This window comes from Kushneria halocnemicola, from assembly GCF_965650455.1.
Taxonomy (GTDB): Bacteria; Pseudomonadota; Gammaproteobacteria; order Pseudomonadales; family Halomonadaceae; genus Kushneria.
Genome location: NZ_OZ287968.1, coordinates 757,656 through 778,184, shown reverse-complemented (window position 1 = coordinate 778,184; position 20,529 = coordinate 757,656). Strand labels below are relative to the sequence as shown.

Annotated in this window: 17 protein-coding genes; 4 read left to right on the top strand and 13 right to left on the bottom strand. The window is 61.5% G+C overall.

What is annotated here, in order from left to right; all coding sequences use genetic code 11:
- Window positions 1–101 precede the first annotated feature (101 nt).
- Entirely contained in the window at window positions 102–1,055 is a 954-nt protein-coding gene (locus ACS92L_RS03405) for a tripartite tricarboxylate transporter substrate binding protein (RefSeq protein ID WP_438767103.1), read from the top strand.
- 109 nt (window positions 1,056–1,164) lie between these two features.
- Here the strand turns inward: ACS92L_RS03405 and yiaK are convergent, their stop codons facing one another.
- From yiaK to ACS92L_RS03370, 7 genes are all read right to left on the bottom strand, one after another.
- The gene (gene yiaK / locus ACS92L_RS03400) at window positions 1,165–2,187 is read right to left on the bottom strand and encodes a 3-dehydro-L-gulonate 2-dehydrogenase (protein WP_438767101.1); all 1,023 of its coding nucleotides are present in this window, start codon (window positions 2,185–2,187) and stop codon (window positions 1,165–1,167) included.
- Window positions 2,168–3,700 carry a tripartite tricarboxylate transporter permease gene (locus ACS92L_RS03395; RefSeq protein ID WP_438767099.1) on the bottom strand — a complete coding sequence of 511 codons (1,533 nt, stop codon included), beginning with the start codon at window positions 3,698–3,700 and terminating at the stop codon, window positions 2,168–2,170. The genes yiaK and ACS92L_RS03395 overlap by 20 nt, the downstream gene beginning before the upstream one ends.
- Before the next feature lie 35 nt (window positions 3,701–3,735).
- Window positions 3,736–4,230: a tripartite tricarboxylate transporter TctB family protein gene (locus ACS92L_RS03390; protein ID WP_438767097.1), complete on the bottom strand. Its 495-nt coding sequence runs from the start codon at window positions 4,228–4,230 to the stop codon at window positions 3,736–3,738.
- Window positions 4,231–4,320: 90 nt separating this feature from the next.
- Complete coding sequence (locus ACS92L_RS03385; RefSeq protein WP_438767095.1) at window positions 4,321–5,265, bottom strand: Bug family tripartite tricarboxylate transporter substrate binding protein; 945 nt, start codon at window positions 5,263–5,265, stop codon at window positions 4,321–4,323.
- Window positions 5,266–5,293: 28 nt separating this feature from the next.
- A complete protein-coding gene (locus tag ACS92L_RS03380) occupies window positions 5,294–6,637 on the bottom strand; it encodes an enolase C-terminal domain-like protein (RefSeq protein WP_438767093.1) in 1,344 nt (447 codons plus the stop codon).
- A gap of 377 nt (window positions 6,638–7,014) precedes the next feature.
- The gene (locus tag ACS92L_RS03375; protein WP_438767091.1) at window positions 7,015–7,812 is read right to left on the bottom strand and encodes an NAD-dependent epimerase/dehydratase family protein; all 798 of its coding nucleotides are present in this window, start codon (window positions 7,810–7,812) and stop codon (window positions 7,015–7,017) included.
- A 112-nt stretch (window positions 7,813–7,924) separates the two neighbouring features.
- Complete coding sequence (locus ACS92L_RS03370; RefSeq protein WP_438767089.1) at window positions 7,925–8,923, bottom strand: TRAP transporter substrate-binding protein; 999 nt, start codon at window positions 8,921–8,923, stop codon at window positions 7,925–7,927.
- Window positions 8,924–9,079: 156 nt separating this feature from the next.
- Between ACS92L_RS03370 and ACS92L_RS03365 the strand changes: the two genes are divergently transcribed.
- Genes ACS92L_RS03365 through ACS92L_RS03355 form a run of 3 tightly spaced genes read left to right on the top strand, consistent with a single transcriptional unit; the run spans window position 9,080 to window position 13,293 of the window.
- Window positions 9,080–9,622, top strand: a complete 543-nt coding sequence (locus ACS92L_RS03365) for a TRAP transporter small permease (protein ID WP_438767087.1) — start codon at window positions 9,080–9,082, stop codon at window positions 9,620–9,622.
- Window positions 9,612–10,907 (top strand): TRAP transporter large permease, encoded by a 1,296-nt coding sequence (locus tag ACS92L_RS03360; RefSeq protein WP_438767085.1) that lies wholly within the window; start codon window positions 9,612–9,614, stop codon window positions 10,905–10,907. Before ACS92L_RS03365 ends, ACS92L_RS03360 begins: the two co-directional genes overlap by 11 nt.
- A gap of 10 nt (window positions 10,908–10,917) precedes the next feature.
- Entirely contained in the window at window positions 10,918–13,293 is a 2,376-nt protein-coding gene (locus ACS92L_RS03355; RefSeq protein WP_438767083.1) for a TIM-barrel domain-containing protein, read from the top strand.
- A gap of 92 nt (window positions 13,294–13,385) precedes the next feature.
- Here ACS92L_RS03355 and ACS92L_RS03350 read toward each other — a convergent pair whose 3' ends face one another.
- The 6 genes from ACS92L_RS03350 to ACS92L_RS03325 all read right to left on the bottom strand — a co-directional run bounded on the left by ACS92L_RS03350 (window position 13,386) and on the right by ACS92L_RS03325 (window position 20,524).
- A complete protein-coding gene (locus ACS92L_RS03350) occupies window positions 13,386–14,666 on the bottom strand; it encodes a TRAP transporter large permease (protein WP_438767081.1) in 1,281 nt (426 codons plus the stop codon).
- Between the two features lie 5 nt (window positions 14,667–14,671).
- Window positions 14,672–15,205, bottom strand: a complete 534-nt coding sequence (locus ACS92L_RS03345) for a TRAP transporter small permease (protein ID WP_438767079.1) — start codon at window positions 15,203–15,205, stop codon at window positions 14,672–14,674.
- Between the two features lie 73 nt (window positions 15,206–15,278).
- A complete protein-coding gene (locus ACS92L_RS03340) occupies window positions 15,279–16,277 on the bottom strand; it encodes a TRAP transporter substrate-binding protein (protein ID WP_438767077.1) in 999 nt (332 codons plus the stop codon).
- 338 nt (window positions 16,278–16,615) lie between these two features.
- Window positions 16,616–16,774, bottom strand: a complete 159-nt coding sequence (locus ACS92L_RS03335) for a YqaE/Pmp3 family membrane protein (RefSeq protein WP_108843789.1) — start codon at window positions 16,772–16,774, stop codon at window positions 16,616–16,618.
- A 272-nt stretch (window positions 16,775–17,046) separates the two neighbouring features.
- Window positions 17,047–17,985 carry a serine O-acetyltransferase EpsC gene (epsC, locus tag ACS92L_RS03330; protein WP_438767073.1) on the bottom strand — a complete coding sequence of 313 codons (939 nt, stop codon included), beginning with the start codon at window positions 17,983–17,985 and terminating at the stop codon, window positions 17,047–17,049.
- A 214-nt stretch (window positions 17,986–18,199) separates the two neighbouring features.
- Complete coding sequence (locus ACS92L_RS03325; protein ID WP_438768405.1) at window positions 18,200–20,524, bottom strand: ATP-dependent DNA helicase; 2,325 nt, start codon at window positions 20,522–20,524, stop codon at window positions 18,200–18,202.
- Between the last annotated feature and the right edge of the window lie 5 nt (window positions 20,525–20,529).

The following is a 20,529-nucleotide window of genomic DNA, read 5'->3' as shown; positions in this document are numbered from 1 at the left end:
AACCTGCGTAAGATGCTCACTGCTGTCCGAAGGCAACCGTGGGCGAGGATGACACTGCCTGGCGGTCGTCATGTCTTTACCCCGAGAGGGAATTGCTGCACATGAAAAAGACACTATCCGTACTGATCATGGCCACGGCCATGCCGGCAGCGGCCTGGGCGGCCGACTACCCGACCAAAAATCTCGACATGCTCATTCCCGCCTCCCCGGGCGGCGCCGCCGACACCCTGATGCGGGCCCTTCAACCCGGCCTTGAATCAAGCCTTGGGCGAACCATTGTGGTGCGCAACATGGGCGCCGGCGGCGGCGCGCTGGCACTGACCCGTACCGTGACGGCCAAACCCGATGGTTACACCCTGACGCTTGCCAACAACCAGAATTTCACACTGGAGGGTCTGGGCAACGTCGGCTTCAAGTATCAGGATTTTGACTATCTGGCCCGTATTACCGAAGAGCCCTATCTGCTGGTCAGCAACAACAACGACCAGTGGCAGGACGCTGAAGGCCTGGTGGCGGATCTCAAGGAGAGCGGCAAGCCGCTGCAGGTCGGTACGTCCGGGGTGGGCTCGTCCACCTACGTGGTGGCCTCGATGCTGGGCAGCCAGCTGGGTGTTCCGGTCCAGGTGGTGCCCTTTGACGGTGGCTCACCGGCCATTTCGGCGCTGATGGGCGGCCATGTGGACGCCGTGGTGGTCAACCCTTCCGAGGTGCTCTCCCAGATTCGCGGCGACCGGTTGCAGGCAGTACTTTCTACCGGTGCCCAGCGCAGCGAGCTGCTGCCCGACGTCAAGACCATGCAGGAGCAGGGCTATGACCTGGCGGTCAGCCAGTGGCGCGGCATTGCCGTGCCCGCCGGCGTCGATGACCAGGTCGAAAGCGCCTGGGTCGAGGCGGTCAAGCAGGCCATCGAGGCGCCGGAATTCAAGCGCTTTGCCGAAAGCACCGGCGTTGAGGTCAGCCCGCTGTTTGGCGAGGAACTGGACGCCTACGTCACCGATATGGCCGAGGTCATGATCCCGGCCTCACGCAAGGTCGCAGAAGACAACAACCAGTAGTCAGCACGATCAGCGTTTAAAACCGTCAGCCATCAGGACAATCAACAATCACAACGATGCGCTGGTCCATTGCGCCGCCCTGTCGGGCGGCGTTTTTGTTCCGGTCGAATCAGGACCGGGGCCTGTCACCCGCCAGACGCTGTACTTGCGACCAGATGTCCGGGTTAACCACGATATCGGCGCTGTCATGGCGACGATGAAACGTGGACGCGCCCGGCCAGCGCACGGCACGGCCGGACTCATCCGGCGCCGCCTTCGACAGATGCGCTGTCATGTCATCCACCATCGCCCGGCAGGCATCGATGCCACCGAGCTGGTCGGGATCAAACACCATGAACACCTGTGAACTGCCGGTCCCGCTGCCGCGCTCGACGGTGTCGATCTCATGCGTTGCCCGCCCCTGTGACAGGAGTGCTGCCATGGCATCAAGCAAAATGGCCAGTCCCGAGCCCTTCCAGTAGCCGGTGGGCAGAATGCGTCGAGTGACCTGAATGGCCTGCGGATCACAAGTGAGCTGTCCGCTGTCATCGAACCCGCCCGCTACCGGCAGCTGTTCGCCGCGTTCCTTCAGCACGCCCAGACGGCCATAGGAGAACTGCGACATGGCCATATCCAGTACCAGCGGCGCTCGCCCCCCGGGTACCGCCATGACCAGCGGATTGTTGCCGATACTCTGCTCGCTCGCCCCCCAGGCCGGCATGCAGGATTCTGTATTGGTCCACATGATCGCAGCCATGCCCTGCTCCACGGCCTGCCAGCCGTAGGTACCTCCGCGCATCCAGTGCGTGGTGTTGCGCACGGCCACAAGCCCCATACCGTGCTGCCGGGCCAGCGCAATGGCGCGCTCGGTGGCCCGCATGGCGTGAGGCACGCCCAATCCCAGATGCCCGTCGTAGACCTCCAGCGCGCCCAGCGCCTGTACCGACTCGAAGGCCCCCTGAGGGTCCACCCAGCCGCGCGCGAGGTAATCCACCAGCCGTGGAATACGATCAAGGCCGTGGGAGCTCACCCCGTCACGGGTGCTTTCGGCGTGAACCCTTGCACATACGGTGGCATCCTCGGGCGTCAGGCCGGCACGCCGCAGGGCCCGTTCAATCACATCCTGCAGGGTTTCAAGAGTGACGCTTATCATCCTGACCCTCCCCGGACGACGTCACGGCGACACGCCCGGCGCGATAGTTCTGCCACAGCGTCAGCGCCAGAAGCCCCACGGCAATGACCAGAAAGGTCAGGCTGATGGGCCGGGTGACAAACGGCGTCCAGTCGCCCTCGAACGCCTGCAGCCCGCGGCGCAGGTTGGATTCGGCGATCGGCCCCAGAATCAGGCCCAGAATGACCGGTGCGGTGCCAAAGTCATAGCGGTTGAGGAAATAGCCCAGAATGCCAAAGCCCAGCATCAAATAGAGATTGAAGACATCTCCATCCACGCCGTAGACCCCGATAAAACACAGCACCAGAATGGCCGAGAGCAGCTGTTTGCGCGGCACCATCAGCACGCGGATAAACACCTTGATGCCCAGACACATGATCAACAGCATGAAGATATTGGCCACCAGATAGGCCAGAAAAATGCCGTAAACGATGCCGCTTTGATCATCAAAGAGCATCGGGCCGGGGGTGATCCCCTGAATCATCAATCCGCCAAGCAGCACCGCCGTTGCCGCCTCGCCCGGAATGCCCAGCGCCAGCGTCGGGATCAGGGCGCCACCCAGCAGGGCGTTATTGGCACTTTCCACCGAAACGATGCCAGGCGCATACCCGGTGCCGAATTTTTCAGGATGTTTTGAAAAGCGTCGCGTCTGATCGTAGGCGACCAGTGAGGCAATGCTGCCCCCGGCGCCGGGCACGGGGCCGACAACCGACCCGGAGAGAATGCCCGCCAGCAGCGCCCGCCAGTTACGCAGCGTTTCCATGAATCGGGGGCGCGCCACATCCACGCGATGACCACTCTCCTTCAGACGCTGATGCGGGTCATACTCGAAGGCATCCTTGAGCACCTGGGAGACAGCGAACAGACCGATCAGCGCCGGCAACAGATTGATGCCGGTCAAAAGCGACAGCTCTCCAAAGGTAAAGCGGTCCACCCCGGTGATGGGGTCCGTACCGATAATGGAGACAAAAAAGCCGAGCAGCCCGGCAATCAACCCCTTGAGCAGCGACTTGCCGGCTACCGAGGCGATGATCACCAGCCCGAACACGCTCAGCGAGAAGTATTCGGCCGCCCCGAAGCGCAGGGCAAAATCCGCGATCGGCGGGGCCAGAAGGCTCAGAATGACCATGCTCGCCACCCCGCCCAGAAAGGAGGCCACGATCGACAGTCCCAGCGCGCGCCCTGCTTCGCCCTTTTGCGCCATGGGGAAGCCATCGAAGGTGGTCGCCACCGACGAAGGCGTGCCCGGAATATTGAGCAAAATGGCCGGGATCGAGCCGCTGGCACCGGCGCCACACAGCGCGCCCAGCATCATGCCGATCCCCATGACCGGGGGCATGCCGAAGGTGACCGGCAGCAGCAGCGCCACCGCCATGGCCGACGTCAGCCCCGGCAGCGCCCCCATGATGATGCCCAGAAGTGTGCCGCCGGCAATCGCCAGCAGCGTGGTGAACTGCATCACCATACCCAGTCCATCGAGATAGCCGGAAATCATGAAACGCTCCCAGGGGTCATGCCGCGCCCTCAATGTCAGGCAGGTAGCGGAATTTCAAACAGCTCGGTAAACACATAAAAGATGACAACGGACAGTATCCCGGCGAAGGCCACCGCCCCGGCCAGGCTTTTGGCGCGACCGGCGGGCGTCATTTCACGCCAGGTGCCGCCTGTCAGCAGTAGCCCGACGACACACAAAAACGTAAAGATCGCCGTGCTGAGGATATAGCCAATCCTTTCAAAGATGAGGATATAGACCAGTGCCAGCGCCACGATCAAAAGCCACTGCGCCACGCCGCGCGAAGAACCGGTGCGCCTGCCGGCATCGGCTGTCTGCCACTCGCGAAAATCCTTGATCAGACACGGCACGGCAAACAAAAAGACCAGCGCCGAGATCAGCATGGGAAAAAACGCCGGCGACAGGTCGCCGACGATCTCGATGTCGGGCAAAGTCGTCGAGACAGCAAAGGCAGCGATTGATGCGATCACCAGCAGCAGATCAAACAGCGGCTTGCCGATATCACGTTGCATGTTCATGGCTCCATCACTGAAGGCACAGGCGCCCACCGTCGCCTGCCCCGAATTGGCACGCCGCCCTCGAAAGGCGGCGCACCGAACGCCTTACTTCGCCAGATCACCGGCGGCTTCACGCATGACGTCTGCCGAGTCGTCGATGAAGCTGTCGAGCTCTTCACCGTAGAGCGGCGCAAGCTGCGTACCGAGGTTTTCGGCCGTTTCCTCGTAGGAGCCATCGGCCACGATCTGCTGAAGGGCCTCGACCCACTGCTGCTCGACCTCCTCGGGGATGCCCTTCGGCGCTGCGATACCGCGCCATACCGTCAGCGTCAGGTCATAGCCCGACTCCTGAAAGGTCGGCACGTCAGGCAGCGAATCACTGCGCTCGGCGTAGCTCATGGCCAGCGCCGTCAGTCGACCGGAGGCCAGCGCCGAGCGCAGCTCCGAGCCGCCCAGCACCACCGCGTCCACGTGGTTGCCCATGGCTGCCGAGATCGTCTCCGACCCGCCGGGATAGGGGATGATGTTGAAGTTCGCGCCGGTGCGGTTTTGCATGGCCACCGCGGCAATGTGCGCCGAAGAGCCAACGCCTGACACGCCGACCCTGACGCGATTGCCTTGTTTTGACGCCTCGATCAGACCGGCCAGATCCTGATACTTGTCGTTGTCACCCACCGCGATCACGTAGGGCTCTTCGATGACCTTGGCGATGAAGTCGAAATCATCATGGGTAAAGGCGACGTTGCCCATGGCTTCCAGTGTGAGCATGGCGTTGCTGGCCGCCAGCATGGTGTAGCCGTCGGGCCTTGAAGCGGCCACTCTTGAGGTGCCAACCGCCCCGCCCCCGCCGGCGATATTGCGAATGACCAGATCCTGACCCAGCTGCTTTTCAAGCAGCGGCTGCAGGGCGCGCACGAAGGTGTCGTTACCGCCCCCGGCGGAAAACGGCACGATCATGTCGACACTTTTGGTGGGATAGTCAGCCGCCATTGCGGGGCCGGCCAGCACCATGGTGGCTGCGACCGTCAGCGTACTCAGTAATCTTTTCATGATTGTTTTCCTTGTATTGAAACAGTCTCTAGCGCACCAGTGCCGGGCGCTTCGGGTCGAACGTCCAGCCATCAATCAGATACTGCATGGCCATGGCGTCGTTGCGCGCGCCGGCCGGCAGGGCACGATAAAGTGCGTTGGCCTTGTCGATTGCCTCCATGTCGAGCTCGATGCCCAGACCCGGCGCGTCGGTGACGGCCACGTGGCCATCGATGATCTCGGGGGATTCACGAGTCAGGCGGGCATCGCCTTCCTGCCAGATCCAGTGGGTATCCAGCGCGGTGACCGATCCCACGGCCGCCGCGCCGACCTGAGCGAACATGGCCAGCGAAATATCGAAGTGATTGTTGGAGTGTGAGCCCCAGGTCATGCCGTGGTCGGCGCAGAGCTGCGATACGCGCACGGCGCCGGAAAGCGTCCAGAAGTGCGGATCGGCCAACGGAATGTCCACGCTGCGCAGCATCAGGGCGTGCGCCATCTCCCGCCAGTTGGTGGCAACCATATTGGTCGCGACCGGCAGCCCGGTGGCGTGGCGGAATTCGGCGAGAATCTCGCGACCGGAAAAGCCCTCTTCGCCGCCACAGGGATCTTCGGCGTAGGCGAGCACGCCGTGAAGGTCCTTGCACAGGCGAATCGCCTCCTGCAGGGACCAGGCCCCGTTGGGGTCGATGGTGGTACGCGCCTCGGGAAAGGCTTTCGACAGCGCCGTGACGGCCTCGATCTCCTGCTCGCCGGGCAGCACGCCGCCCTTGAGCTTGAAGTCGCGAAAGCCGTAGCGGTCCTGTGCAGCCTGCGCCAGCTCCACGACACGCTCGGGCGTCATGGCGGCCCTGTCGCGCTGGCGATACCACTCATGCGACTGGCCAGGCGTTGACTGGCGATAGTCCAGCGGCGTCTGCTCGCCATCACCGACAAAAAAGAGATAGCCCAGCACCTCGACGCGGTCACGGCGTTTGCCCTCGCCCAGCAGTTCGGCCACCGGCACGCCCAGATGCTGGCCCATCAGGTCCAGCAGCGCGGCCTCAAGCGCCGCCACGGCATTGACGCGCAGCTCAAAGGTCCAGGCGCCCTTGCCGAAATCGTTGAAATCGGCGCGCTGACCGCTGGCCGCCAGCGTCGAGACCATCGAGCGCAGCCGACCCAGCGACTGGCCTTCAACGACCTGGCGGGCCTGTTCCAGCGAGCGCTGAATGGTCTCGCCGCCCGGCGCTTCGCCGACGCCCGTTCGCCCGGCACTGTCTTCCAGAATCAGAATATTGCGCGTGAAAAAGGGAGAGTGCGCGCCGCCCACGTTAAGCAGCATGCTGTCGCGCCCGGCCACGGGAATGACCCGCATGGATACGATGGTGGGTGTCTCGGTATGTGGCGCCATGGCAGTCCCCTGGTGGCTGAAGGTTCGCGGGTGGTCACCGTTGTGACACACGCCGTCACGACCACCTCATGAAGAGGGCCATGGGGGGGGGTGTGCCGCGTTCTGAAACACGTCGTATGGCGTCGGCTTCAGATGGCTTCAATCAACGGATGCGGGCAACCAGGGTGTCATACATCATACTTTTGAAACTACGCGACCTTGGTCCATTAAACTTTGGACATAAAGGTTCAGGACCCGCCACAGGCGCCGCGGGCCGGCCCGCCGACAGGCGAAAGCGTTGAAAGGATCGACTGCGCAGGCAGGCCGAACACACAACGCGGGTCCCCAGATGCTCATGGGGACTCGACGTCGTCAGGACATCTCAGGCGGGCGCTATCTCAATCGTCAGGGTGGCCGGTCGCGGCGAATTTGCCGCCCTGATAGACCACCGTGGGGTCGTCAGGGTCAATCTCGCCGGCAGCAGCCTCGGTCTCCGCGCGCCAGGGCTCGGAGCTGTCCTTTGGCACCCAGCCCAGAAACGAGGACTTGCGGTTGTCCCACCAGCCTTCATTGTTGTTTGAGACGCCATAGATCACAGTACAGCCCAGCTTCGGCGCCACGAACGCCCGCTCCAGCAGCGCCACAAAGTCTTCCACGCTCATCCAGGTGGCGAGCATTCGGGTGTCGACCGGTTTGGGAAAGCACGAACCGATCCGCACGTTGAGCGTTTCGACGTTGAACTTGTGGTAGTAGAGACTGGCAAGGTCCTCGCCGAAGCATTTGGAGACCCCGTAGAGCGAATCGGGCCGGCGCGGCGAGTCGGTATCAATGTGTGTCGTGCGCGGATAGTAGCCGATGGTGTGGTTGGAGCTGGCAAAGACAACCCGCGGGCGGCCGTGATGACGAGCCGCTTCGTAAAGGTTATAGGTGCCGATGATGTTGGCCTGAAGAATATCCTGCCAGGGCTTTTCGACCGAGATGCCGCCCAGATGCACGATGCCATCACAGTCGCGCACCAGCTCGCTGACGGCGGCGGCATCGGAGAGTTCGCAGCGCACGATCTCTTCGTGATCGCCCTCCTTTTCCATCTCGACGATATCGGACAGTCGCACCTGGCGGGCCAGACGTGACAGATAGGGACGAAGGGCCTGCCCCAGCCCGCCGGCGGCGCCGGTCACAAGAAGACGATTGAGCACGGTATTCTCCTTTGAGAGGTCAATGGTACGGCAACCGGCATCATTACCGGTCTCACACGTGACACTGCAGCGCCCGCCCCGCCTGCCGGGCATCCCTTGCAAAATACATGGCCTATGTCGACAGCCGCTCGATGGCCTGAATCATTTTTCCGGACTGCGCCGACTGCGCGGCGATGTCGTCACGAAGCGGTCGGGTTTTCTCGGCAAAAAGCGCCTGATCGACCTGAATGAATTCAACGCCCATGTCCCGGCCTGCCGTGATCACTGCCTGTTCGCTCGCCCTTTCCCACGCCTGCTTTTGAAACAGCATCGACTCGTGGGCGGCCTGATAGAGCGCGTCGCGCTGGGTGCTCGACAACCGTTCAAGCGTTTGTGATGAGATCACCAGCATGTCGGGCACCCGCGTGTGTTCATCGAGGGTGAAAAATTTGGCGACTTCACCATGGTTGGCCGTTACCAGCGCCGTGGGGTTGTTCTCGGCGCCGTCAACAACGCCCTGCTGCAGCGCGGTGTAGAGATCGCCGAAATCCAGCGGCGTCGGACTGGCCCCCAGCAGCTGCGTCATGGCAATGGCTGTGGCGCTGGGCTGGACCCGAATCTTCATATTGTAGAGATCTTTCGGGGTATGAATCGCACGTGTGGCATAAAAGCTGCGCGCCCCGGAGTCATAAAAGGTGACGCCCTCAAAGCCTCGGCGGCGCGAGGCCTGAAAGAGTTCGCGGCCGATATCGCCGGTCAACGCCTGGTAAAAGTGATCACGACTGGTAAACAGGTAGGGAACGTTGAGCACCGAAAACACGGGATCGAAGGCTTCCAGCTCGCTGGCATTGGTCTTGGCCATGTCGAGGATGCCGCGCTGCACGAGCTCGACGGATTCGCGCTGGGTGCCCAGCTGCGCGCCGGGGTAGATGCGCAGGCTCACCGCACCATCGGTCAGCTCGACAAGACGCTCCCCCATCATGGTCATGGCCTTGTGCACGGAGTGATCGGTGGTGAGATTGTGGCTCAATCGCAGCTCCTGCGCGCCTGACCGCGCCGCCCGGGAGGCCATTGCCGGTCCCAGAAGCAGTGCTCCGGCCGTCAGCGTGCAGAATTTACGACGATTGATCACGCGGCCGGACTCCTCAGCAGTACCAAAATTTTTGAAAGCTAATCAGCCCTTTGCGATGACGTCAAAGCGACCAATGTCCAGGTTGATGGGCCCTTCGAATCCCGACATGCTGGCCGGAATTTTTTCAGGTCATACATCATACAAGGAGAAAGCGTGATGCCCTCGCCGCAAGGGTTGTTTCTCGCACTCAACCGGGTGTCCTCCTTGCTTGATCGCATTCTGGGCGCGATGTTGATCGGTCTTTTCTTCGTGCTGGTTGCCGTGGTCGTCGTTCAGGTCGGCAGCCGCTATCTCACCGACTCCCCCACCACCGCCACCGATGAAATGGCCCGCTTCGCCCTGATCTGGCTGGGGCTTCTGGGTGCGGCCTACGCCTCGGGCAGGATGCGCCATCTTTCCATTGATCTGCTGCCCGAGGCGCTTGCCTGGCCTGCCAGGCGATGGCTTTTGTTCTTCCTTCAGCTGCTGGTGCTCTTCTTTGCCGGCTACATCATGCTCTACGGCGGCACAAGCCTTGTCGTGACAACGCTTTCGAGTGCGCAGACCACGCCTGTTCTGGGCTGGTACATGGGCTGGATCTATCTGGCCCTGCCGCTTTCCGGCGCCTTTATCGCCTTTCATGCCTGCCTGCAGATGCTGCATCTTGTCTTTTCAGAAAACGCGCCGAACCAGAAGGGAGATGACCGTCATGGTGATTGAAGCCGCCCTTTTGTTCGGGACGTTTTTCGTTTTGATGATGCTGGGCCTGCCCATTATCTATGCCATTGGCCTGGCCTCACTGACCACGCTGTGCACCGCCTTTTCACTGGATACCAGCGCCTATGTGGTGGCACAGCGCATGCTGGCGGGGCTGGACAGCTTTACGCTCTTGGCAATTCCCTTTTTCATTCTGGCCGGCAGCCTGATGAACCACGGCGGCATTGCCATTCGCCTGATCGACCTTGCAAGGTTGATCGTGGGGCGTCTGCCGGGCGGTCTGGCGCACTGCAATGTGGTGGCCAACATGCTCTTTGGTTCCATTTCCGGGTCGGCCGTGGCCTCCTGCGCCGCCGTCGGCAGCGTCATGACGCCGCTGCAAAAGCGCGAGGGCTATGAGCCCGGCTACGCCGCCGCCGTCAATATCGCCTCCAGCCCGGCCGGGCTTCTCATCCCGCCCAGCTCCACCTTTATCGTCTATTCACTGGTCTCCGGCGGCACATCCATTGCCGCGCTGTTTGTGGCCGGCTATCTGCCCGGCCTTTTAATGGGCCTGGGGCTGATGGTGGTGGCCGGGGTGATCGCCAAACGCCGCGGCTATCCGACCTCGCCCCGCCCTTCCGGGCGGGATGTCGTGACCACGCTATTGCACGCCATACCCTCGGTGCTTTTGATGGTGATCGTGATCGGCGGCATCATTACGGGTGTTTTCACCGCGACCGAGGCCTCGGCCATCGCCGTGGTCTACACGCTGATACTGACCATGGTCGTCTACCGTACCGTCACCTTTCGCACTCTGCCGACTATCGTGCTGGATGCGGCCATGACCACGGCGATCGTGCTGCCGCTGATTGCCGTGTCCGGCGCCATGTCCTGGTCGATGTCGCTTGAAAACATTCCCCAACAGCTTTCCGAACTACTGCTGGGCCTTTCCGACAATCCGCTGGTCATTTTGCTTTTGATCAACCTGGTGATTTTGTGTATCGGCATGTTCATGGATATCACCCCGGCGCTTTTGATCTTCACACCGATCTTTTTGCCGATTGTCACCCAGTTCGGCATGGACCCCGTCCATTTCGGCGTGGTGCTGACCTTCAATCTGTGTATCGGGATCTGCACCCCGCCTGTGGGAAGCGCGCTTTTTGTGGGAAGCTCCATTGCCGGCGTCCCGATCAGCAGCGTCGTTCGACCGCTGCTGCCGATGTTTTTGATGCTGCTGGCGCTGCTTTTGTTGATTACCTACATCCCTCAGATCAGCCTTTTTTTGCCCAACCTGCTCTTGAATTAACGAGGTCACCATGCGCTTTCTTTCCGACTGGTCACTTCACGAGGTTATGGAAGATCGCCTCGTGCTGGAGACCGGCGACCGCCATATGGTCATTTTCCCGCTGGCAGCCGATATCGTCCGGGTCTTCGTCTACCGCCCCGAACAGCCGCGACCGGCATATACCTGGTCGATCGACCCGCAGGGTGATCTGTCCAGAGAGGGACGGCATCGTCTGACAAGCGACGGATTTGAAACCCCGCAGTGGCACTGGGAAGAAACCGCGGATGGACTGGTCATCGAGATGGATCATCTGCGCCTGACCGTCCACCGGCCCCTGCGGCTGGAGTGGTCGATTCGCCATCAGGGCCAATGGATCAGCCTAACCCGGGACCGGCCCACCGGCGGCATCGCCGTGTCCCGTCATGGCCAGGGCGTTGAGCACTACATGACCCGCGACAGCGGAGAGCGCTATTACGGGCTGGGCGAAAAAAGCGGTGATCTGGAGCGCTCCGGACGGCGCTTTGAAATGCGAACGCTGGATGCCATGGGCTACCGCGCCGATCGCACCGACCCGCTCTACAAGCACATTCCCTTTACCATTACCCGCACATCCGAAGGTCTGTCCTACGGTATTTTCTACGACAACCTCTCCACGTCGCGTTTTGATCTGGGCAACGAGCTCGACAACTATCATCCGCCCTATCGCGCGTTTCGCGCCGAGGACGGTGATCTCGACATGTGGTTTCTGCTCGGCCCCGCCATTGTCGATGTGGTCAAACAATTCACTCGACTCACCGGCGGGGTGGCCTTCGGCCCGAAGTGGTCGCTGGGCTATTCAGGCTCGACCATGCACTACACCGACGCCCCCAATGCCCAGGAGAGACTTGGCGAGTTTGTTGATCTGTGCCAGCAGCACAATATTCCCTGCGACTCGTTTCAGCTCTCCTCGGGGTACTCGTCGATCGGTGCCAAGCGCTACGTCTTTACCTGGAACCGGGACAAGGTGCCATCGCCAGAGACCATGGTGAAACGCTTTCACGACGCCGGAATGCGGGTAATTGCCAACATCAAGCCCTGCCTGCTGACGGACCATCCGGCCTACGATGAGGCCGCCGACAAGGGCCTTTTTGTCGCCGACTCCGATACCGGAACGCCTGAAATCTCGCCCTTCTGGGACGCCGATGGCTCTCATCTGGACTTCACCAACCCGGCCACCCAGCAGTGGTGGCAGGACAACCTTCAAAAGCAGCTGCTCGAGCTCGGTGTGGACAGCAGCTGGAATGACAACAACGAGTTCCAGATCATCGATGAGCAGGCGCGGCTGGAAGGCTTTGGCACGCCGCTGACCGCCTCGGTCGGCAAGCCGGTGCTGTCGCTTTTAATGGTGCGAGCCTCTCATGACGCCCAGGCCCGCCACGCGCCGGACAAACGCCCCTTTCTGATCACGCGCTCGGGCGGGCCGGGGCTGCAGCGCTACGCCCAGACCTGGACCGGCGACAACCGCACCGAATGGCCCACGCTGCGCTACAACCAGCGCATGGGGCTGGGCATGGCCCTGAGCGGCATTTCCAACATCGGCCATGATGTCGGTGGCTTTGCCGGCCCGCGCCCGGAGGCCGAGCTGTTCATTCGCTGGGTGCAAAACGGCGTCATGCATCCACGCTTTACCATCCACTCATGGAACGATGACGGCACGGTCAACGAGCCCTGGATGTATCCGGAGGCCGTGGACGCCGTGCGTCAGGCCATCGAGCTGCGCTATCGTCTGCTCCCCTACCTCTATACGCTGCTATGGCAGGCCCATATCGATCACGAGCCGATGATCCGCCCGACCCTTCTGGATCATGAGCACGACGCGCAGACGTTTGCAGAAAACGATGAATTCCTGCTCGGTCGTGACCTGCTGGTCGCCACGGTCATGGAGGCGGACGCCCGTGAGCGAACGCTCTATCTGCCGGACAACGGCGAGGGCTGGTACACCTTCGAGGGGGATAAACACTTTGCGCCCGGCACAACCGTCACGGTGGATGCCCCACTGGAACACATACCGCTTTTCGTCCGGGCCGGCAGCGTCATCCCCGTCTCCGATCGAATCGCTCATGTCGATGCCGAACGCGACACGGCCCGCGCGCTGCGACTCTATCCCTTTACCCGACAGGGCCAGCGCACCGTCACAATCTTTGAGGACGACGGCGAAAGCCATCTCGATCAGGGCCGCGGCACGCTGGTCATGACGCTGGAACTGGCCTGTGACGAAAAGACCATTCACCTGAACTGGCAAACGCAGGGTCACTACCGCCCCGCCCATGACAGTCTGCGCATCGAGCTGCCCACCGATGACCGGCGCGTGCTGTTCGTCAATGGCCAGCAGGTGGCCGCGGGAGATTCGGTAGCGCTCGAGCCCTGATCCCATCGGCACGACGAAAAACGTTTAAAAAAAGAGGCTTTTCAAAAGCCTCTTTTTTATCGTCGCGGTGTTGTGGTCAAGGCATCAAAGGGCTATTCGATCAGGCCCGGCAGCCACATGGAGACCATGGGGACGTAGGTCACCAGCATCAGCACGGCAAACAGCGCCAGATAAAACGGCCAGATGGTGCGCACGGCCTGTTCCATCTTGATCTTGCCGATGACGCTGCCCACGAACAGACAGGCCCCGACCGGCGGGGTGCAAAGCCCCATCCCCAGGTTGATCATCATGACGACGCCAAACTGTATCGGGTCCATGCCGAACTGCATGGCGATCGGCAAAAAGATCGGCGTGCAGATCAAAATCAGCGCCGCCATGTCCATGATCATGCCCAGCCCCAGCAGGGTCACGTTGAGCATCAAAAGAATCACGAGCGGGTTATCGGAAATATCCAGCAACAGATCGGTCAGAAGCTCCGGCACGCTGTAAAGCGCCAGCAGGTAGGAGAACGCCGAGGCACAGCCGACCAGAATCATCACCAGCGAGGTGGTGCGCACCGACTGATAGACCGCTTTTTTGAAGTTCTTCCAGCGCAGTTCACGATAGACCAGCGCCGTCACCACGATGGCGTAGATGGCGCCAAACGCCCCTGATTCGGTGACGGTCAGAATACCGGAGAGCACCCCGCCGACAATGATGATCGCTGTCATCAGCCCCGGCAGCGCTGCCACCAGACTGATCAACAGTACCCGCCAGCCCGGGAAGGTCTCGGCGGGATAGCCCCGCTTGACGGCCACCACATAGGCCGCCACGGCAAGTGCCACACACATCAAAACGCCCGGCACGACACCGGCCATGAACAGCTGGGTCACCGAGATGCCGCCGCCGGCTGCGACAGCGTAGAGGATCATGTTGTGGCTGGGGGGAATGACCACGCCGGCAATCGAGGAGGTCACCGTAACGTTGACGGCGTAATCGGCGTCGTAGCCTTTCTCCTTCATGACCGGAATCAGGATCGAGCCCAGCGCCGAGGTATCGGCCACGGCCGAACCGGAAATCCCGCCAAAAAGCATCGAGGAGCTGACGTTGACCAGCCCCAGACCACCGCGCACGCGCCCTACGGCGGCAGAGGCCAGCCGCACCAGCCGGTCGGAAATGCCGCCGTGAAGCATCAGCTCGCCGGCGAAGATGAAAAACGGAATCGCCAGCAGCGAAAATACCGAAATACCCGAGAGAATGCGCTGAAAGCCGACAAACAGCGGCAGCCCCTCATAGAGAAAGGTCACAACGGCGGCCAGTCCCACGGCAAAGGCCACCGGTGCGCCGATGACCAGCCCGATAAAGAACACGCCAAACAGGATCATCAGGCCCATTGCATTTACATCCTTGTTTTATGGGTAAGACGCTCGACGATGTTGGCGCCGGCAAACAGAACCATTAACGCACCGCAGATGGCCAGCGGCGCCGCCCGCCAGCTCTCGGACAGCCCGATCATGGGAATCGCCCGGGTGGTGTTGTCCAGCACCAGGTTGGTGCCCTGCCAGGCCATGAACACGCCAAAAACGAGAACAAAAAGATCGGCGAGATAACACATGATCGCTCTGGGAATCGCCGGCAGGGCCTCGCGCACCATATCGATGCTCAGGTGCGTGTTATGGCGCACCCCGGCGGCGGCGCCGAGACAGGTGATATATACCACGATCAAAAGCGAGGACTGCTCGACCCAGGTCGGCGTGTTGTTGAGCACGTAGCGGCCATAGACCAGCCAGCCAAACGAGACGATCAGAAACACCAGCAGCGTGCCGGAAACCACGATGCACAGATGGGCCAGCCCATCGAGCAGGCGCCCGGCAACACCCCGAGTCGGGTGGTCCTCGGGGATGTCTTCGATCTGGTCGGTAGAACTATTCATGGCAGGGAAGCTCCCGGACACGCCTCACCCCCGTCATCGTCGGGAGTGAGCCGCGCCCTTCGCGGTTGTTGTTTTACTGAGCGTTGCGAATATCGTTGAGCAGGGGCTCAAGATCGGGATGTTGTTCGATGAAGGCTGCGTAGATCGGTTCCATTCTTTCCTGGAAGGCCGGCTTGTCCACCTCGTTGATCTCGACACCGGCGGCGATGACCTCATCGCGGCTCTTTTTGGAGCCTTCCGCCCAGAGCTGACGCTGCAGCGTTGCGGCATCAAGGGCGGCCTGACGCACGATACCCTGATCTTCCTCGGAGAGTTTGTCCCAGCTTCTTTTGGCGATACATACGCACTCGGGCAGAATCAGGTGCTCGGTCTCGGAGAAATATTTCGCGACCTCGTCATGACCGCTGGACTCAAAGGAGGGGAAGTTGTTTTCGGCACCGTCAAGCACGCCGGTCTTGAGCGACTGATACACCTCGCCATACGCCATGGGCGTGGCGTTGCCGCCCAGTGCATTGATCATCTCCACGTAGAGGTCGTTGTTCATGACACGCACCTTGAGCCCCTGCATGTCATCAGGCTCGTTAATGGGGCGTTTGGTGTTGTAGACACTGCGCGAGCCCGAATCGAACCAGGACAGCGCTACCAGATTTTTTCGCTCCAGCGCCTCGGCAAAGCGTTCGCCGATCTCGCCGTCCATGACGTGGTGCATGGCGTCGATGTCCTTGAACAGAAACGGCAGCGACAGCACGTTGGTTTCCGGCACGATCGGCCCCATCGGGCCCATATTGAAGTTGGCAAAATTCAGCGCGCCGCTGCGGGTCTGCTCGATGGCATCGGGCTGATCTCCCAGTACGCCGTTATGAAAGATCTTGGCATTGACGCGACCGTCGGTTTTCTCGGTCACATCCTTGACGAAGCTATCGAGCGCTTCACTGTTGGGATAGCCCGGCGGATGAACGTTCCAGCCCCGCCAGTTATCGGCCTGGGCCGGCAGTGTCATGCCGGCCAGAATGCCGGCCACGGCTGCGGCCTGAAGACAGCGGACAGGACTCAGGGACAATCTGATCGACATGGCATGCGCTCCTTGCAATGAGTAAACAAGCATTTCGCAAACAGCGTTGTTCCCGACACGCTGGGCAGAAGGCAGCCATGTCAAATGAGGGAAAACAGGTTGCCGGCAGTCCGGAAAAAACGGCCGGGGGAACGGCATGGCTGGGATCAAATTTGTCATACATCATATCTACTCCACCACTATACGATGTGTCATTGAACCTTGTATGTAGAACATACACCTTGACTTTATAGGCCAATCTGTTAGCGCTATCATTTTCTTTTTGGCCCATAAAAAAGGGAAAGCCCTTACGGGCCTTCCCTTTTTAAATCAACATCTTGTTAAAACGCAGGCCGATTTTAACGACGCGCGATGATCCAGATCGCGTGGATGATACCGGGGATATAGCCCAGCAGGGTCAGCAAAATGTTGACCCAGAACTGAAGCCCCAGTCCTACCTGAAGAAAGACGCCTACCGGCGGCAGCAAAATGGCAAAAATGATCCTGACGATATCCATATCCCAACCTCACTTCATTTGTGAAAAGTGTTATTACAACGCCTGCGTGACGGGCCATCAGGGGTGTCACCGGCGCGACATCCTGCTGCCGTGACCGGTACAGATATGAGGGCTGGCGGAACCAAAGCCAAGTCCAGGACCGCAACGCTCTGAAATGACACCCGTTTGTACACCCGCACCCTGTTCGTTCGGAAAGGACGCAAGTGTAGATGCTGGCGCCCGATTATGCGATTGCCCCGGCCTTTCACGTCGTGGAGACTCGCAGGAACATCTCAGCAGGGTGATTTCTGCAGGCTGGCCTGAGAGACGTTGCTGTGCGGCTCGACGCTTCGAGTCAGCCAGACGTTGCCGCCGATGATCGAGTCATGCCCGATGGTGACACGCCCGAGAATCGTGGCGCCGGCATAGATGACCACATCGTTTTCAACGATCGGATGGCGGGCGTGACCCTTTTCAAGCTGACCGTTCTCATCGGCCGGAAAGCGCTTGGCGCCCAGCGTGACCGCCTGATAAATCCGTACCCGATCGCCGATGATAACGGTTTCGCCGATGACCACACCCGTGCCGTGATCGATGAAAAAGCCCGAGCCGATACTGGCGCCGGGGTGAATATCGATGCCCGTGGCCGAATGCGCCGCCTCGGACACCATGCGTGCCAGCAGCGGCGCGCCGGTCGAATAAAGCTGATGCGCCAAGCGGTGATAGATGATGGCGGTGATGCCCGGATAGCACAAAAGGACTTCATCGACGCTGTGCGCTGCCGGGTCGCCGCGGTAGGCCGCCATGATGTCGATATCCAACCAGTGGCGAATGGTGGGCAGCATGGCGCCAAAATCACGCACGATGGCAATGGCCTGATCGGAGTGGTCCCTGGGCGTTTCACCGCGACGCATGGCGGTATGGTCCAGTTCGAGCACGACCTGATCGAGCAGCGCATTGAGTGCGGCATCCAGCGTGTAGCCGATAAAGTAGTCTTCGCTGTGATGGCGCAGGTTGGAAGGCCCCAGACGCATGGGGAATACGGCCCCGATCACGGCCTCGACCACCTCGTTGATGATCTCGCGTGATGGCAGACTGCGCCCGCCGGACTCGTTGGTCCGTCCGTGATCGGCGCGCCACTGTTCGCGTGCCCCTCGAAGCTCATGCACCACGCTGTCGAGCTGCCAGTCGATGGCGTGATCCGCCTTGCTGTAATGGTTCAATCGTGCCATGTGAGTATCCCGGAGTGCCGACGACACCGCAGGCCGGTAACCGGCGATGTGTCATGTCATGAATCGATATGGGGTTGAGCGTAGCGCAGTCGCCTCGCCACGGCCTGCCGGTTTGATCATCGTTTTGTTGAAGGCACAGGCCGCCAATCGATTCGAAAAAAACAGTGTGTTCTCAAGTGGGCCCTGAGACGGCCCTTTTCAATGATGCTCTGCCCTATCCGGCAACGTCAGTCGGTCGATCAGACGACGGCGGTGCCCACCAGCCCGGCAGCAGGGCCTGAATCTCGCCACGCTGGAAACGATCATCGATGAGATAAATGACGCCCCGGTCCTCGGGTGAGCGAATCACGCGACCGGCGGCCTGGACCACCCGTGTCATGCCCGGATAGAGATAGGCATAGCGGTAGCCATCGCCGAACAGTGTCTCCATGCGGGCCTTCATCTGCTCATTGACCGGGTTGAACTGCGCAAGACCCAGCGTGGCCACAAAGGCGCCGATCAACCGTTCGCCGGGCAGATCGATGCCCTCGCCGAAAATCCCGCCCAGCACGGCAAAGCCGATGCCCTGCCCTGCCAGCGTGAAGCGCGCCAGAAAGGCGTCCCGCTCGGGCTCCGACATGCGTCGCGCCTGTGCCCACTGCGGCACGTCAGGTGCGTGTTCGGCCAGCGTCTCGCTGACCCGCTCGAGATAGTCAAAGCTGCTGAAAAAGGCCAGATAGTTGCCGGGGCGCCGGCGAAACTGACGCGCCATCAGCTCGGCAATGGGCGCAAGGGACGCCCCCCGGTCGCGATAGCGCGTGGAAATATGCCCGGCCAGATGCACCTCGAGCTGCCCGGCAGTAAAGGGCGAGGCCATCTCGAGCCAGGGCGTCGAGGCCTCAAGCCCGAGCTGGTCGCGGTAGTAGCCGGCCGGCGACAACGTCGCCGAGAACAGGATGACGGCGTGGGCCGCCTCGAAGCGCGCAGCCAGCAGTGGTGCCGGCACCACATTGCGCAGTGACAGCGTGGCGCTTTTGCCGCGGCGTTCGATATCAAAGAGATAGTGGTCAGGGTCGCATTCACCGGCGAGTTCGGCGATGCGCACGATCTGCATGGCATCAAACCAGGCCTCCAGCAGCGCGCTTTCAAGACCGATGGGCGTCTCGACCATCATGTCCCCCACGGCCGTGACGAACTGCGACAGCGCGTTGAAAAGCTTGCGCGGCGGTGTTTCCAGGCAGATGTAGTCGCCGTCATGGTCCCGCAGCAGTGCCTTCCACTGCCGCCAGAGTCGGTCCAGCGCCCGCTTGAGTGCCGCCGGGGCGTCACGCCGGGCCGCGGCAAAGCGACCCTGATCAAATTCGGCGCCATACATGGCCCGCCCGCGCTCGACGAGATTGTGGGCCTCATCAACGAGCACGCTCACCCGCCACTGATGCTGCCGCGCCAGGGCGTAGAGCATGGCGCTGGTGTCGAACCAGTAATTGACGTCGCCGATCACCACATCGCACCAGTGCGCCATCTCCTGACCAAGATAGTAGGGGCAAACACGGTGAGACAGAGCGACGTCCCGGAGCCCGGCATGATCCAGCCAGCCTCGTGCGACCGCGGCCTGTCGCGCCTCGGGTAAACGATCGTAAAAGCCATTGGCCAGCGGGCAGCTATCGCCATGGCAGGCAAGCTCCGGATGCTCGCAGGCCCTGTCACGTGCGATCAGCTCCAGCGTTCGCACCGCCGGGCCGTCTCCCGTTTCAGCGGCATCCGCCATGCCCAGCGTGATCAGGGCTTCCAGCGCCAGCCGGCGCCCCGTGGTGCGTGCGGTAAGAAAAAACAGTCGATCAAGCTGCTGGCCCGGCATGGCCTTGAGCGCCGGAAACAGGGTGCCCAGCGTCTTGCCGATGCCGGTGGGCGCCTGCAGCATCAGATCGCGCCGGGTGCTGATCGCCTTGTAAACGCTTTCGGCCAATGCGCGCTGGCCGGGTCGAAAATCGGCATGAGGAAACGCAAGCTGCGTCAGCCGCTGCGCGCGCGCCGCCTCGTGGGCAAGCTCCTGCTCGGCCCAGTCGATGAAACGCTCGCACTGCGCGATAAAAAACGCCTCCAGCGTGTGGCGGTCCATGGTCTCCGTCAGCACGGTTTCACGCTGCTGCTCGATATCGAAATAGACCAGCGCGACTTCCAAACGCTCAAGGTCGCGCTGACGGCACATCAGCGCGGCATAGACCTTCGCCTGCGCCCAGTGCAGCGCGCGCTGATTGGCCGGCATGGCCTCGATATCGCCTCGGCGGGTCTTGACCTCCTCCAGCCGCTGGCGCACCGGATCATAGCCATCGGCACGGCCCCGCACGATCAGCGCGCCATACCGGCCCTCAAGCGTGACTTCATGCTCGTAGTGCTCGCCGCGGCGCGCGACCACCACCTGATGGCCGGCAATCCCCTGCTGCGCGGTGGGCGCGGGCGTAAATCGAAGATCCAGATCGCCGGTGCGCGCGGTAAACTCACACAGCGCGCGCACCGCCACGCGATAGCGCGGCGTCTCGACATCGCTCGACGGCGTCATCACAT